At 65.3% G+C, this 14,161-nt stretch carries 16 protein-coding genes; 5 read left to right on the top strand and 11 right to left on the bottom strand.

Features of this window, described 5'->3' with window-relative positions; translation table 11 throughout:
- Positions 1-196: 196 nt before the first annotated feature.
- The 5 genes from BraRD5C2_RS30305 to BraRD5C2_RS30285 form a co-directional block, all read right to left on the bottom strand.
- Positions 197-697, bottom strand: a complete 501-nt coding sequence (locus BraRD5C2_RS30305; RefSeq protein ID WP_223974815.1) for a Rab family GTPase — start codon at positions 695-697, stop codon at positions 197-199.
- The gene (locus BraRD5C2_RS30300; protein ID WP_223974813.1) at positions 697-2,448 is read right to left on the bottom strand and encodes an OmpA family protein; all 1,752 of its coding nucleotides are present in this window, start codon (positions 2,446-2,448) and stop codon (positions 697-699) included. Before BraRD5C2_RS30300 ends, BraRD5C2_RS30305 begins: the two co-directional genes overlap by 1 nt.
- A 1-nt stretch (position 2,449) precedes the next feature.
- Positions 2,450-2,812 carry a hypothetical protein gene (locus tag BraRD5C2_RS30295; protein WP_223974811.1) on the bottom strand — a complete coding sequence of 121 codons (363 nt, stop codon included), beginning with the start codon at positions 2,810-2,812 and terminating at the stop codon, positions 2,450-2,452.
- Between the two features lie 159 nt (positions 2,813-2,971).
- On the bottom strand, positions 2,972-3,628 hold the full coding sequence (locus BraRD5C2_RS30290) for a response regulator transcription factor (protein ID WP_176534057.1): 657 nt from the start codon (positions 3,626-3,628) through the stop codon (positions 2,972-2,974).
- Positions 3,629-3,671: 43 nt separating this feature from the next.
- Entirely contained in the window at positions 3,672-4,742 is a 1,071-nt protein-coding gene (locus tag BraRD5C2_RS30285) for a sensor histidine kinase (RefSeq protein WP_223974809.1), read from the bottom strand.
- A 272-nt stretch (positions 4,743-5,014) separates the two neighbouring features.
- Here BraRD5C2_RS30285 and BraRD5C2_RS30280 point away from each other — a divergent pair, with 272 nt between their 5' ends.
- Complete coding sequence (locus BraRD5C2_RS30280; protein WP_223974807.1) at positions 5,015-5,296, top strand: hypothetical protein; 282 nt, start codon at positions 5,015-5,017, stop codon at positions 5,294-5,296.
- A 38-nt stretch (positions 5,297-5,334) separates the two neighbouring features.
- Here the strand turns inward: BraRD5C2_RS30280 and BraRD5C2_RS30275 are convergent, their stop codons facing one another.
- Positions 5,335-6,288 carry an alginate lyase family protein gene (locus BraRD5C2_RS30275; RefSeq protein ID WP_223974805.1) on the bottom strand — a complete coding sequence of 318 codons (954 nt, stop codon included), beginning with the start codon at positions 6,286-6,288 and terminating at the stop codon, positions 5,335-5,337.
- Between the two features lie 242 nt (positions 6,289-6,530).
- On the opposite strand from BraRD5C2_RS30275, the gene BraRD5C2_RS30270 reads away from it, so the two are divergent.
- Genes BraRD5C2_RS30270 through BraRD5C2_RS30255 form a run of 4 tightly spaced genes read left to right on the top strand, consistent with a single transcriptional unit; the run spans position 6,531 to position 9,148 of the window.
- Complete coding sequence (locus BraRD5C2_RS30270) at positions 6,531-6,983, top strand: MarR family winged helix-turn-helix transcriptional regulator (protein ID WP_223974803.1); 453 nt, start codon at positions 6,531-6,533, stop codon at positions 6,981-6,983.
- A gap of 41 nt (positions 6,984-7,024) precedes the next feature.
- Positions 7,025-7,600 carry an isochorismatase family protein gene (locus BraRD5C2_RS30265; RefSeq protein WP_223974801.1) on the top strand — a complete coding sequence of 192 codons (576 nt, stop codon included), beginning with the start codon at positions 7,025-7,027 and terminating at the stop codon, positions 7,598-7,600.
- Positions 7,587-7,916 (top strand): hypothetical protein, encoded by a 330-nt coding sequence (locus BraRD5C2_RS30260; protein ID WP_223974799.1) that lies wholly within the window; start codon positions 7,587-7,589, stop codon positions 7,914-7,916. Before BraRD5C2_RS30265 ends, BraRD5C2_RS30260 begins: the two co-directional genes overlap by 14 nt.
- Positions 7,913-9,148 (top strand): MFS transporter, encoded by a 1,236-nt coding sequence (locus tag BraRD5C2_RS30255; RefSeq protein WP_223974798.1) that lies wholly within the window; start codon positions 7,913-7,915, stop codon positions 9,146-9,148. Before BraRD5C2_RS30260 ends, BraRD5C2_RS30255 begins: the two co-directional genes overlap by 4 nt.
- A gap of 131 nt (positions 9,149-9,279) precedes the next feature.
- Here the strand turns inward: BraRD5C2_RS30255 and BraRD5C2_RS30250 are convergent, their stop codons facing one another.
- From BraRD5C2_RS30250 to BraRD5C2_RS30230, 5 genes are all read right to left on the bottom strand, one after another.
- The gene (locus BraRD5C2_RS30250) at positions 9,280-10,497 is read right to left on the bottom strand and encodes an acyl-CoA dehydrogenase family protein (protein ID WP_223974795.1); all 1,218 of its coding nucleotides are present in this window, start codon (positions 10,495-10,497) and stop codon (positions 9,280-9,282) included.
- Between the two features lie 90 nt (positions 10,498-10,587).
- Positions 10,588-11,016 carry a phasin family protein gene (locus BraRD5C2_RS30245; RefSeq protein ID WP_223974793.1) on the bottom strand — a complete coding sequence of 143 codons (429 nt, stop codon included), beginning with the start codon at positions 11,014-11,016 and terminating at the stop codon, positions 10,588-10,590.
- Positions 11,017-11,039: 23 nt separating this feature from the next.
- A complete protein-coding gene (gene phaZ, locus BraRD5C2_RS30240; protein ID WP_374708059.1) occupies positions 11,040-11,996 on the bottom strand; it encodes a poly(3-hydroxyalkanoate) depolymerase in 957 nt (318 codons plus the stop codon).
- A complete protein-coding gene (locus tag BraRD5C2_RS30235) occupies positions 11,983-13,686 on the bottom strand; it encodes an alpha/beta fold hydrolase (RefSeq protein ID WP_223974789.1) in 1,704 nt (567 codons plus the stop codon). Before BraRD5C2_RS30235 ends, phaZ begins: the two co-directional genes overlap by 14 nt.
- The gene (locus BraRD5C2_RS30230) at positions 13,683-14,159 is read right to left on the bottom strand and encodes a MaoC family dehydratase (protein WP_223974787.1); all 477 of its coding nucleotides are present in this window, start codon (positions 14,157-14,159) and stop codon (positions 13,683-13,685) included. The genes BraRD5C2_RS30235 and BraRD5C2_RS30230 overlap by 4 nt, the downstream gene beginning before the upstream one ends.
- Positions 14,160-14,161: the final 2 nt, after the last annotated feature.

Genomic DNA, 14,161 nt, shown 5'->3' with positions numbered 1-14,161 from the left:
GTGGAAGATGACCATCGTCACTATCGGAGTGTGGGACGGCGTGGTGCAGTTGGTGAGAGAATCGTGCGGTCCTGCACCGCACGTCGCGCGCGTTTCATCGTACGCCCCACGTGCGATGAAGTCAGCCGTCCCGGCCCGATTCGCCAGCCCCGAGAAGTCGGGACGGCTGACACAAACCTGCGCGGAGTTATGTGAGCTAGAGCTGACGGCGGCGAATGGTCTGGGCGAGTTCGACAAAGCATTCGGCAATGCCGACGCCGGTCTTGGCGCTGACCGGCTTGACGCTCGACTTGGCGAGCTCGGCAATCGCGCCGGCGCTGCCAGCGGCTTCCGGCAGGTCGATCTTGTTGAGCAGCGCCCGGTAGGGCCGGCCCGGGAAGCGCTCCTCGAAACCGCGGACCAGCTCGACCATGCGGGTCACGGTCTGCGGTCGCGTGACGTCGGACACGATGATGGCGGCGGATGCGCCGGTGACATAGACCGTGTCGAAGATCTGCGTACCGAAATCGCCGTCGGTGTCCCACAGCACGAGGCGCATCGGTTCGCTGCCATCCGCCGGCGCGACGTCATGGCTCAGGATCTCGACGCCCAGCGTGGATTTGTACTGGCCCTCGAACCGGTTGTAGATCAGCCGATAGAGGATCGACGTCTTGCCGACCCCCATGTCGCCGAGCAGCATGACTTTTGCGGTGAGCATCAGCGGGCCACTTCGCCTCGGTAGACCGTCTCGAACGCCACGCGGCGGTTGCCGCCGACGGTGGCGTCGAGCCGGTCGGTGATCGGCATCGTCGCGGCGCGCGACACCAGAATCAGTCGCGACGGGTCGACCCCGAGCGCGGTCAACCTGCGCTGCACCTGCTCCGCTCGCTTGCGCCCCAGCGTCTTGTTGGTGCCTTCGGTGCCGCTCTGATCGGCGTAGCCGACGATGCGCAGCCTGAGATCATTGTTCGTCAGCAGCCCGGCGAGTTCGCGCAACTGCTGATCGGCCTGGTCGTTGTCGAGGATCTCGTCCGAATTATTGATGAAGAAGATCGCGGTCGAGGCGATGAAGCGATCGAGCCGCGCCGCCGGACCGTCGGCGACGGACTGCAGCTTCGTGACTTGCTCGCCCAATTTCGCAGACTGCTCGCCGAGCTTGTCATATTGCGCGGCGAGAGCGGCATGTTTCTCGTCGCCCGACTTCGCCTGCGCACCCATCGCCTCGCGCATCTGGTCGAGGCTCGCCTGCAGCCGCGTCAGGCTCTGCTGCAGGCCCGCAATGCCGGCCTGCGATGCCGCTGCCTGGTCCGGCGTGGACACCAGTCCGATGCGGTCGACCACCTTGTACGGCGCCGCGGCCGCAGCGAGCGCGTCGATCAACGGCGGGGTCTCCAACTGGCTCGGCTCGATGCCCGAGACGGCCACGCTTGCCTTGCCGTGATCGAAGTCGAGCCGCAGCGGGAAGGTCGCCAGCAAGGGCTGCTTCGCGGCGAGCTGCTCCAGCGCGGCATGGGTCCGCCGCTCCAGCAGCGCACGCGTCACCGAGGTCACGGCAAAATAAAGCAACAGCGCGGCCACAGCGGCGAGCACGGCGAACAGGATCACCTTGCCGCGCCGGCTCGCGATCCGCCGCGGTGTGTCGTCGGTCTCGATCGCCGTTGCGAGTGAGGCGAGCATCGGCCCGTCGCAATCCGCGCCGCGGTCGATGCGCTCGATCGCATCGAAGAACAGTGAGTTGATCCTGGCGTTGTCGGCGGGGCGCAGCGGCCCCAGGCACTCCGCCGCCAGGATGAAGCGCGGCGAGGCGCGCAGCGCGAGCTGCCGTCCGCCGAAATCGAGCGTCTGCAGATTGCCTTCGCCGGCCAGCGCCTGCACGGAAAATTCGAGGATTGCCGCGACCATGGCGCTAAGCAGGTCGGCGCGCTCATCGACCGTCGGCTCGCGCTTCCAGTCGGCGACAAGGCGGCCATTGCCGCGTTCGATGATCAGGAGCCGGTTGATCTGCGGCGGACTGTCGGCGAGCACGAACTCGCTGATCGGACGTCCCGTCACCAGCGACTTGACCCGCCCGACCCACAATTGCGCCGAGGTCAGCGCATTGATGCGCTGCTCGAGCGAGGCAACCAGTTCCCGGAACGCGTTCGCGACCGCGGCGCTGACCAGCCGGCCGACGATCGGATAGAGCGCCTCGATCATCTGCTCGCGCGAATTCTTGATCTCGCTGCGGATCGCGGAGACCACGACCGGCGCAATCGCAGTCGCAAGCTCGCGCGGCCGATTGACCTCGGCGCGCTCCAGCGCCTCGACCAGAATGCCGGCGGTGGCCGTCTCCAGGCGATCGGCGTTGCCGACATAGCGCTGCAGCGAGTCGAGGTCGGCCTCCAGCGACGTCAGACGCGTCGCCTCGGGCTGAAACAGCAATGTCCTGAGCTGCTCGATCTCGCGGTTCTGGCCGGCAGCAGCTGCCATGCTATTTGCCCGTGCGGCCGGATCCCAATCCGCTGATCGCAGCGCCGAGCTGGGTGATGGCCGCGCCGACATCCTTCAGCGAGTCGAGACGCTTCTGCTCGGTATCGCGTTCGAGGTCGGAGAGCCGCGCCTGCAGCGTGGTGAGCTCGTTGTTGAAGTCCGCCTGCATCTGCTTCAGCGATGCCTGCATCTCCTCGCGCAGACCCGACAGATTGGACTCAATCGAGCGTTGCGCGCCGCCGAACAGGAGATCGCGGACCTGATCGATCGCCGCCATGCTAGGCGCCGCCGAATCCGCGCCGTTGCCGGCCGCCGCGTTTGCCAGTCCATCGCTATCCTTGGTCTGGCGCTCGATACCCTTCATGGTCATTCCCTGTTTAGCCAAAGCCGCGCAATCCGGACCTGCCATGTCAAAAAGCAAATCCGAAACAAACCTATAGCCAATTTTGTCGGCGCGGCACAGAGAAAGGCGAGCAATCTCAGCCAGATCAACCGCGTGGTGTGCGATTGCGGGCAGTTATTTCTAGTAAGTTATTGCCTTTATTGCCAGTTCCGTACGGTTCTTGACCTGGCATTTCTCCAGGATGGTGCTGACATAGTTCTTCACCGTGCCCTCGGCCAAATGCAGCCGTTCACCGATCTCGGTATTGCTCTTGCCCTCGACGATCAGCGTGAGAATTTCATTCTCTCGCGCCGTCAGCCCGTCGCGAACCGGCAGCTTTGCCGAGACGCGCGGGCCGCGCAGCCGCTTAAACTCGTCGAGGATGCGCGCGGCGACGCTGGGCGACAGCCCGGACTGGCCGTTGATCACCGCGCGGATGGTCGATGCGATCTCCTCCATCCTGGCGTCCTTCAGGAGATACGCCTTGGCGCCGGCGCTGACCGCCTCGAAGATCAGATCGTTGGTCTCGAACGTCGTCAGCACCACGATATGGGTCTGCGGCAACTCGCGCAGAATCCGTTGGGTCGCCGCGATGCCGTCGACACGCGGCATCTGCAGGTCCATCAGGATGACGTCCGGCCGATAGCGCCGTGCGAATTCGATGGCCTGCTCGCCGTCGGACGCACCGGGAAGGATCTCGAAATCGTCGTTCTGCTGGGCAAGCAGTGTGGCGATACCTTCCCTGATCAGGGTCTGATCCTCGGCGATCAGCACCCGCACCTTCTCAATTATGCTCACGGGCTTCAGTCATCCTCTCGAAGGTCTTGGCGCGGCAACGACATCAATCGGCCAGCAGGCCGGCAGACGCTGCCGGCGGCACCGCCACGGGGAGCGATATCCGGACCAGCGTACCCTGTCCGGGCGCGCTCTCCACCGCGCAGCTTCCGCCGACGAGTTCAGCAAATTCGGCCATCCCGATCAATCCGAAATGTCCGGGAGTAGGCACCGCGAGATCGAAGCCGCGGCCGTCGTCGCGGATCTCGACGACGAGCTTTCGACCGACCGCAGCCGGCGCTTCGAAGGCGTGAAACGAGACACGGCGTGCCTTCGCATGTGCCTGAACATTGCGCAATGCCTCGCTGAGGATGCGTTGAACCGTCAAGCCGCAATCGCGCAAGCCGGGACGCGCCTCCTCGTCGATCTGGATCGACACCCTGACGCCGCTGCGCGCGGCGAAGTCGCTGAGCAGTCCCTCGACATCGGGATCGAGCTTCAAATCGTCGGGCGTGCGCAGGCGATCGATGGCCTCGCGGGCGCGCGAGAGGCCGCTCGCTGCGGCGTCTTCGGCGGTTGCAAGGCTGTCCGCTACGCGCGCGGGGTCGGCTGAGAGGTAATGCCTGATCAGCCGAATCTGGGTCAGCAGCGCCACGATCGAATGCACCAGCGTATCGTGCAAGTCGCGCGCCAGCCGCAGCCGCGTCCGCGCCAGCGAGGCAAAACGCACTTCGGCGCTCGCCGCCTCGAGCTGCTGCTCCATCAGCCGGCGGGCCCGGCGCTCGCTTCCGAGCAGCGTTTCGACCTGACGTCCCGCGAAGTCCGGCATGGCGATGACGAAGTAATGCGACTGCGCGTCATTCCACAGTACGACCGCCGTCATGGGCTGCGCGATATCAGGCGAGGCACCGCGGACACCGGCCAGTGCGATCATGTCCCGCTGGCCGCGAGCCAGCGCCGCCAGCTCGGCTTCCATGCCGACCAGCAGCATGCACTCGCAACAATCGACGCCGATTGCGGGAAGCCATTCGACCAGCCGCCCGATCTTCCGCTGCATGCTTCGGTCGGCACCGATGACGGCGAGACCGATGACGTCGGCTCCTGCGGCCGCAAGCAAATCCGCGCTCAGATCGATCATGCGTTGCCCATCAACTCAGCGAGCGGCCCACTCTGGCGTAAGCCCGCAGCGGCCGCAAACGAATATGACTTTCGTCACAACTGGTCCTGACTTTCGTCAGATGCCGCTGCCGCTCGAAATGCGGTTCTGTCTTACGCATGAGTAACAGCGCAAGCCATGATGTGCCACATGCCGGCGTCCATGGCGATGCCGGCCGGTCGCCGGGCCTCGCGGAAGGTCGCGCCTGTCGGCCGAAATGTGAGCTGACAATGAAGGCCGCGCCACGGAAATCGTTGGGTACCGAGCTCATGCTGGCGGAAGCGGAAAAGCCTGCGCGGCGCCGGCGCCTGAGCGCGACCCAGAAGCTGGCGTTGCAGGAAGCGCTGGCCGGCCGCCTGCAGCTCTACCCGCGCGGATATGCCGCGAGCAAGACCGGGCCGTTCCACTCGCGCCGCGCCATTCTCGGACTGGTGCGCGCCGGCCTGATGAGCCTCAGCGCGACCGCGCGCTACGCGGCCGTGACCCGGCGCGCACGGGACATGTACGCGGCGCCGGCGACCAGCGAGAGCGAATAGCGCGCGTCATCGGGATACTGCGCATCTCCGGCCGACGCCTAGTCCGGCAGGGGCGCGCCCCAGCTTGCCGTCACGTTGCCGCCGAGCCTCGGATTATTCAAAGGCCTTCTCGAGCTGAGAATTGGCGGCAAGCGCGGATCGTGAAACCGGGCGTAATACGGCTCCATCCAGGCAAGGTCTCCCTGGAACGTCCAGGGGAAGAGCTGCTGCGGAACGTTGGTGAGAGCGGCGAAGCTGCGCTCGTCCTGCACCGCGCGAACGATCAGGTCGGCGAGCCGACGGATCGCTCCCTTGTTCTCCGCATAAAGGTCGATCTTCCGGCGGCTTGCGAGTTCGGCGCAGAACACCAGCGGGGTCAGCGCAAAGTTGTGGTAGTGCAGCGCGCGCTCGCCGCGCTTCAACTCGCGCTCCAATTCGCCGTGCGCCCCGATGTCCCTGATGCCCTGGCGCGCCCGGGATATGCCGGCGTCGACCAGATCGCCCCGATCCGTCAGGGTGCCGATCGACATCAGATCGAGCCCGGCCCAATAGACCAGATTGTTGCCGAGGTGGTTGATGCGATCGGCATCGCGCGTTTCCTCGGCGATGCGGATCAGCCACGGCTTGATTTGCGGGAATCGATGGTCGGCTTTGATGGACGCGTTGGGGAAACGCAGCAACGCCAGCGCGAAATCGGTCCCGGCCCAGGAGCGCTCGAAATCGCCCTGATAGTTCGCCCCGATCGTCAGCAGCGCACTTCCGCTCGCCCAGTCTGCGAGCAAGTCCATCACGCAATCGAGGTCGCGTTCATCGGCGGCCTTGTTGACCTGCGCAATGAACGCATGCAGCGGCTTGATGGCGTCCGCGTAACCGCTTGCGTTCTGGTAGAAGCCGGGAGGATCGACCGATGTCAGCGCCGGTGGCGCCTCACAGGTCCGGGCCGCTGCCGGCTGCGCCAGGCAAGCGAGGACGATCGACACGCCGATCGCCGTGAAACGAACATCAAACTTCATTCCAAACAACTCCGCGAGCCACCGCGGGGACGATACGCCACGTTGTGAGCGCAAGCGCAGTCATCGACAACCGCGCGCACGAAGACAACAAAATCTAATGTGATTCACTCCGGAGCCGGGTTCAGGCGCGGTTCAGATTTTGCAGCATCGTCCGACCACAGCACTGACGATCACGGGAATATGAAGGTAATCTGCGAAGCTAATCTTTACAGTTTACCTTCATATATGCCACTATGACCGACATGAACAATGCAGCGGCCCGTACCGGCTCGGCGCGCACATCCGCGCTCGCCGAAGACCTTCGCCTGTTGATCGGAACGCTGAAGCGCCGGCTGCGCGAGCAGGGCCAGCGTGAGGATCTTCCGCCGTCCCAGGTCGCGGTGCTGCTGCGCCTCGAAAAGGACGGCCCCGCGACCGTGTCCAGCCTGGCGCGCTCGGAAGGCATGCGTCCGCAGTCGATGAGCTCGGCGATATCGGCGCTCGAGGCCGCGGGCCTGGTCCGCGGCGTGCCCGATCCGGACGACGGCCGCCAGACCATCATGTCGCTGACCGATAGCTGCCGCGAGCGGCTGCGCACCGGCCGTGCCGCGCGGCAGGATTGGCTGTCGCGCACCATCGCCGCGCGGCTGTCGGCACGGGAGCAGGATGAACTCGCCGCCGCCGTCGGCCTGCTGAAACGACTGGTCGCGGATTGATGCCGGCCGCGCCACACCAATCGCGAGAACAGGAGACGATCATGGCTCTGACGACGCTCGATCCGATCACCGCCCTCATTGTCGTCGACCTGCAATCGGGGCTCGCCGGCGCGCCGTTCGTGCATCCGTTCGGAGACGTCGTGGCGCACGCCTGCGGCCTCATCAATGCGTTTCGACGGCGTGGACTGCCGATCGTGCTGGTCAATGTCGACGGCACGGCACCGGGACGAACCGAGCGGCCGCGCCACAATGGACAATTTCCCGACGGCTGGACCGACCTGATTCCGGAGCTCGACCGGCAGCCGGGCGACATCGTCGTGACCAAGCGAACGTGGGGCGCGTTCGCCAGCACCGATCTCGAGAAGCAGCTGCGGGCCCGCGGCGTCACTCAGGTCGTGGTCGCCGGCGTTGCGACCGGCACCGGCGTCGAATCCACGGCACGGCAGGCCTATGAGGCCGGCTTCAACGTCACGCTCGCGATCGACGCCATGACCGATGCGCGGCCCAACGCGCATGACTACAGCATCGAACACGTGTTCCCGCGGCTCGGCGAAACCGGCTCGACGCAGGCGATCATCGATCTGCTTGAAAGGACCAACGCGCATGAATTGGCTTGACCTCGTCGCCTATTTCTTCGGCGGCGCCTTCCTCACCAACGCAATTCCGCACGTCGTCGCCGGCATGATGGGCGAACCGTTCCAGAGCCCGTTCGCAAAGCCGCCGGGCGAAGGCCTGTCGTCATCGACCGTCAACATCGTGTGGGGCTTCTTCAACCTCGCGGTCGGATATCTACTGGTTTGCCGCGTCGGCGACTTCGGCTTGAGAACGACAAGCGACGTTGCAGCGCTTGGCCTCGGCGGCCTCTTGATCGGCCTGATGCTGGCGCGGCGGTTCGGACGGTTTCACGGCGGGAATGATCCTCAGCGAACATGAGACGCGTCTTTCGATCGCTCGCAAGCTTCAACTACCGGGTCTGGGCGGCCGGCGCGCTGGTGTCCAACATCGGCACCTGGATGCAGCGCGCCGCCCAGGACTGGCTGGTTCTCACCCAGCTCACACAACATAGCGCATCCGCCGTCGGCATCGTGATGGCGCTGCAATTCGGCCCGCAGTTGCTGTTGATGCCGTGGAGCGGCTTTGCGGCCGATCATTTCAACCAGCGCAAGCTGCTGATTGCGACCCAGGCGACGATGGGCGCACTCGCGCTGGCACTTGGAATTCTCACCGTCACCGGACTGGTGCAACTCTGGCACGTCTATGTATTCGCCTTCCTGTTCGGCTGCGCGGCAGCGCTCGACGCGCCGGTGCGCCAGACCTTCGTCGCCGAGCTGGTCAGCGACACCAACCTCTCGAATGCGATCGCGCTGAATTCGACCTCGTTCAATGCCGCGCGCATGATCGGCCCCGCCGTCGCCGGCCTGATCATCGCCTCCGTCGGCACCGGCTGGGCGTTCCTGTTCAACGGCGCCTCGTTCCTGGCGGTGCTGACCTCGCTGACCCTGCTGCGCACCTCCGAGCTGCGCCCGAACGCGCGGGCGCATGCCACCAAGGGCAGCGTCATGCAGGGTTTCCATTATGTCTGGTCCCGCCCAGACCTTCGGGCGACCTTGATCATGCTGTTCCTGATCGGGACCTTCGGACTGAACTTTCCGATCTTCATCTCCACCATGGCGGTCGGCGTGTTCCACACCGATGCGCGTGGCTTCGGCCTGCTGTCGTCGGTGATGGCGCTCGGCACGATGTCGGGCGCGCTGCTCGCCGCGAGCCGCGACCAGCCGCGGTTCTCGTCCCTGATGCTGGGATCAGCGATCTTCGGCCTCGGCTGCACGCTGGCCGCGTTGGCGCCGAACTATTGGCTGTTCGCTGCCGCGCTGGTCGTGATCGGTGTCGCCGCGCTGACCGTCGCCAACACCTCGAACGCGCTGATGCAGCTCGCGACCGAGCCCGCGATGCGCGGCCGCGTGATGGCGCTGCGGCTCGGCGTGGCGCTGGGCGGCACGCCGATCGGCGCCCCGATCGTCGGCTGGGTCGCCGATCACCTCGGCCCGCGCTGGGCACTCGGCGTCGGCGCTGCCGCCGGCTTCGCCGCCGCGATCGTCGCCCTCGGCATGCTGCCGCGGAAAACCGCCGAAGCCGGCCATGGCAGCCTGCCGCCGGCGGAATAAAGGCAATCGCGTAGCCCTATCCACGTCATTGCGAGCGAAGCGAAGCAATCCATTTCACCACATGTGGAAACGTGGATTGCTTCGTCGCTGACGCTCCTCGCAATGAGGGAGTTGGATGCTTTCGCAACGGTTCAGACGAAGGCGCTCAATCCCGTGATCGACTTGCCGACGATCAGGGTGTTCATCTCGCGGGTGCCCTCATAGGAGTAGATTGCCTCGGCATCGGCGACGAAGCGCCCGATATGGTTCTCGAGCAGGATGCCGTTGCCGCCGAGCAGCTCGCGCGCATAGCCGACGGTCTCGCGGCATTTGACGGTACAGAACGCCTTCGCGAGCGAGGCGTGCTCGTCCAGCATCACGCCCTCGTCCTGCATCTGTCCGAGTCGCAGCATCATCGCCTGGGTCGCAGTGACGTTGCCGAGCATCCGGACCAAGAGATCCTGCACGAGCTGGAAGCCGCCGATCGGCCTGCCGAACTGCTGCCGCTCGGTTGCATAACGCAGCGCGTGCTCATAGGCGCCCATCGCGCAGCCGACGGCAAACCACGCCACCCCGGTGCGGGTCATGCGCAGCACCTTGGCGGTGTCCTTGAAGGAGTTGGCGTTCTGCAGCCGGTCCGCCTCGGGCACGCGGCAGTCCTTCAGGGTGATCAGGCCGTTCTGCACCACGCGCAGCGCCATCTTGGTCTTGATCTTCTCGACCGAGAAGCCGGGATTGTCCTTGCCCACGACAAAGCCCTTGACCTGGTTGGAGCCTTCCTCGCGCGCCCAGATCACGTTGATGTCCGCGAAAGTGGCGTTGCCGATCCACTTCTTCTGGCCGTTCAGGATCCAGACGTCACCCTCGCGCCGGCAGGTGGTCAGCATCCCGCCCGACGTCGCCGAGCCGACCAGCGGCTCGGTCAGACCAAACGAGCCGATCTTCTCGAAGCGCATCATCGCCGGCAGCCAGCGCTTCTTCTGGGCCTCGTCCCCACACAGATAGATCGAGCCCGCCGAAAGCCCAGTGTGCACGCCCCAGAAGGTCGCGACCGAGGAATCGACCCGCGCCAGCTCCATCGCGACAAAGCCGTTCAGCAGCCAGCTGCCGCCGGCCGCGCCATAGCCCTGATAGCCGACGCCGCCGATGCCGATTTCGGCCATGTCAGGGATAATCGCGAACGGAAATTCGTCGCGGCTCCAGAACTCCTCGATCACAGGCGCGACGACACCCTCCGTGAACTCACGCACACGCCGCACCAGCGCGCGCTCCTTGTCATTGAGGACAGTGGCAATGCCGTAGAAATCGCCATTGATCGGCGGCGGCGCGTAATCCGGCTTGGCAGACCGTGTCGCCTGTGCGTTGGCCATGATGTCCTCCCTGATGCATGGCGATGGCTCGCCCTTATCCCGCGCTCCCGGCAGGACCCGCGCCCTGCCGGGATTCGTCTCACCGTGGCGTCAGGTTGACTTGTTCGGGCGGACGCTGGCGCGGAACTCCTCAAAGTTCTCCTTCATCCGGTCCTGGATAATCTTCACCGCGTCCGTGGTCGACTGCCGCGCCGTCGACGCGCTGTCCTGCGCGCCCTTGACCGCGATATCGAACACCTTCCGCGCGAATTCGGTTTGCAGAGCGAGGTTCTCATGAATCTTGCCGAGCGGCTTGTACTCGCGCGCCAAAGTCGAGGCCTCGCGCAAGCCCGCCTCGATCACCTCGCGCTGCTTCTGCGCCACCGATTGCGCGCCCTGGGCCGCGACCTTCGCGCTCTGGCCGAGCGCCTCGAGGTTCTTCTTCTGCGCCTGCAGCAATTCGTCCACGTTCAGCTTCGGCAGACCGAGGTCACTGCCGAACTTCCGCAGCATGTCGATGTAAGAGGTATTGTCGGTCACGATATCCTCCCTGGTTGCTGTGTTTAAGGCTTCTGCCGTCCGCCTCCGGACGTCGGAACGAAATCCCTGAAGTAGCTCGTTGTTCGCGCGAGCAGAGATGACGATGCAGCCTGACGGCTCTCGTCAGCCAGAAACGCTTCGATCAGGCCGGCGGTTTCCTTTGGCCGCGTCACCATGAAGAGGTGTCCGTCGTCGATCAGGCGTAGCTCGGCGTTCGGGATCAGGCTCGCCATGATCTGACCGTTGACCGGAGGGACCAGCGGATCGTCGCGGCCCATCAGGATCAGCGTCGGCTGCGGCAGCGACCACAGCCAGGGCAGGCTGGTCCAGCCGGTCATCGCGAGCAGCTGATAGAAGTAACCCATGCTGCGCGCGCCGTGCATCGCGGCGGCGTGCCGGCCGATCAACGATGGATCGTCGCGGAACGCCCCGCCATAGATGTCGGCGGCAATCGTCTTCATATAGCCCTTGTCGGTGTAGCGGCGCGGCGTCGCCATTTTCCACAGCACCGACGGGCTTGCCGGCACCATCGTGAAACCGGGCGCGGTCGCGGCAAGCACCAGGCGGCGGCAGCGCTTTGGAAACTGATGCGCGAACTGCTGCGCGATACCGCCGCCCCAAGACACGCCGGCGACATCGACCTCGGCATAGCCTAGCTCCGCAACGAGCCCGGCGGCAAGACGCGCGAGGGTCGACGGGCGATAGGGCCACGCCGGTTTCGGCGACCCTCCGACGCCGGGCACGTCGAAGATAATGGCGGACGTGCCGGTGAGCGCATCGAGGAACGGCTTCGCCAGCTCCCAATTGGCGCCGATGCCGTTGAACAGCAAGAGCGGCGGCCCGCCGCCGCCGCCATGCCGGATCGCGACCTGAAGCAACTGGCCGTCGACCGTGATCTGCCGCGTCTCGATCGCGCCGCGCTGCGCAACCGCCGCCGGCCCGGCCTCGTCAGCGCTGGTGAGATCATCAGTCAAAGACATAGGTCCCCGGTGCCGCGCCAAGGGATGGATAGCGCGCGCTGCCGAGCGAGGCAGGCGCCGCCACCTCGTCGCCTGAGCGCGCCTGCAGCCAGTCGCGCCAGTCGAGCCACCAGCTGCCCTTGCGCTTCTCGGCCGAGGCCATGAACGCGTCGGGCTTGTCCTTGGAGATCGGCCCTATCATGAAGGACGCCTTCGGATTGCTCGGCGGATTGAGCAGGCTCTGCAGGTGTCCGCTGTTCGACAGCACGAAGGTGGTGCCCTCGCCCATGATCTGCGCGGTCTTGTAGACGCCCTTCCACGGCGTGATGTGGTCGGTCACCCCCGCGACGACGTAGCTGTCGGCCTTGACCTTGCTCATGTCGATGGTCTTGTCATTGAGCGTCAGCTTGCCGGCGTTGACGAACGGGTTGGAGAAATAAAGATCGAGATAATCGCCGTGCAGCGCCGCCGGCAAACGGGTCGTGTCGGCGTTCCAGTACAGGATGTCGAACGCCGGCGGCTGGTTGCCGAGCAGATAGTTGTTGACCCAGTAGTTCCAGATCAGGTCGTTGGGCCGCATCCAGGCGAACATCCGCGCCAGATCGTGGCCGTCGACAATGCCGCGCAGCTGCGACGACGCCTTGGCCGCGCGCATGGTCTCCGGCGTCATCAGGCAGCCGAACGTGCTCTCCTCGGCCGAGTTGGGATCGAGCAGGCAGACCGCCAGCACCAGATTCTTGATCTTCTTCTCGGCGGCGCTGCCGAGCGTCGCGAAATAGGCCGTCGAGGTGATGCCGCCGGAGCAGGATCCCATCATCGAGATGTCCGCGCTGCCGGAAATCTCGCGCGCCGCGTCGACCGCCTCGTCGAGCGCCGCGACATAGGTATCCAGTCCCCAGTCGCGATGCGCCGCGGTCGGGTTGCGCCAGCTCACGGCGAAGACCTGAAAACCGCTCTCCAGCAGGAAGCGGACCATGCTCTTGTCCGGCGACAGATCGAGCGCGTAGTACTTGTTGATCTGCGGCGGCGTGATCAGAAGCGGCCGTTTCCTGACTGTCGGCGTCGTCGGGGTGTACTGGATCAACTCGATCAGCTCGTTGCGGAAGATCACCGCGCCCGGCGTGATCGCGAGGTTCTCGCCGACCTTGAACGCGTTCATGTCGACCATCGACGGCATGCCGCGGTTCTGCGTCAGATCGCCGATATAGTTCTTCAGGCCGCTCCACAGGCTTTGTCCGCCGGTGTCGATGAACTTGCGGACCGCCGCCGGGTTGGTGAGCATGGTGTTGGTCGGCGCGACGGCATCGATCAGGATGTCCGTGATCAGATGCGCGCGCTGCTTGTCGATGTCGCTGAGGCTGGTCTTGTCGACCAGGCCGTTGACCGCCTCGCCCCACGCCAGATAGGCCTTGAGCAGGCCGGAGTGCAGCGAGCTCTCCTTCCAGGTCGGATCGGCGAACCGCTTGTCGCCGGCCTTCGGCGTGCGCTCGGACTTGCCGGCGGCGATCGAGCCGAGCTCGCCGACGAAAGACAGCCACTGCTCGGTCGCGACTTTCGGCTCGTTGATGACGGCCTTGAACAGGACCCCGGCGCCCTCGACGAGGTCCTGGCCCTGGATGCCGACCAACGGATTGAGTGCCAGCGTATTCCTGGACGCCGCCTCGGACATGTCGGACGCCGGGGAATCCGGGCTGCGATTTTCCGTGCTCATTGCTTGGCTCCCGCTGCGGGAATCAGAAGCGCCAGCGTTTCGGCGATCAGAGCGGGCTTCTCCGATCCTTCAACCTCCAGCGTGTTCAGGGTTTTCATGATCACCTGGCCACCGTCCCTCGGCTCGATGCCGGACAGCACCACCCGCAGCCGCACCCGCGCGCCTGATGGCACCGGCGCCAGGAAGCGCACCTTGTCGACCCCGTAGTTCAATCCGGCGGCGGCGTCGCGCGGGATGATGCCGACCTGCATCGCCAGCGGCGCCACCATCGCGAGCGTCAGATAGCCATGTGCGATCGGACCGCGGAACGGACTCTCCCGTTTCGCGCGTTCGACATCGACGTGGATCCATTGATGGTCGCCGGTGCAGGACGCAAAATTGTCGATACGCTGCTGATCGATCGCGACCCAATCGGAAAGTCCGAGCTCTTTGCCGACGTGCTCGTCGAGGCCAGCCAAAGTGAGGTTGCTCATGA

Origin of the sequence: Bradyrhizobium sp. RD5-C2 (assembly GCF_019972155.1) — a bacterium.
Classification (GTDB): Bacteria; Pseudomonadota; Alphaproteobacteria; order Rhizobiales; family Xanthobacteraceae; genus Bradyrhizobium.
This window is presented reverse-complemented; position numbering and strand designations above follow the sequence as displayed.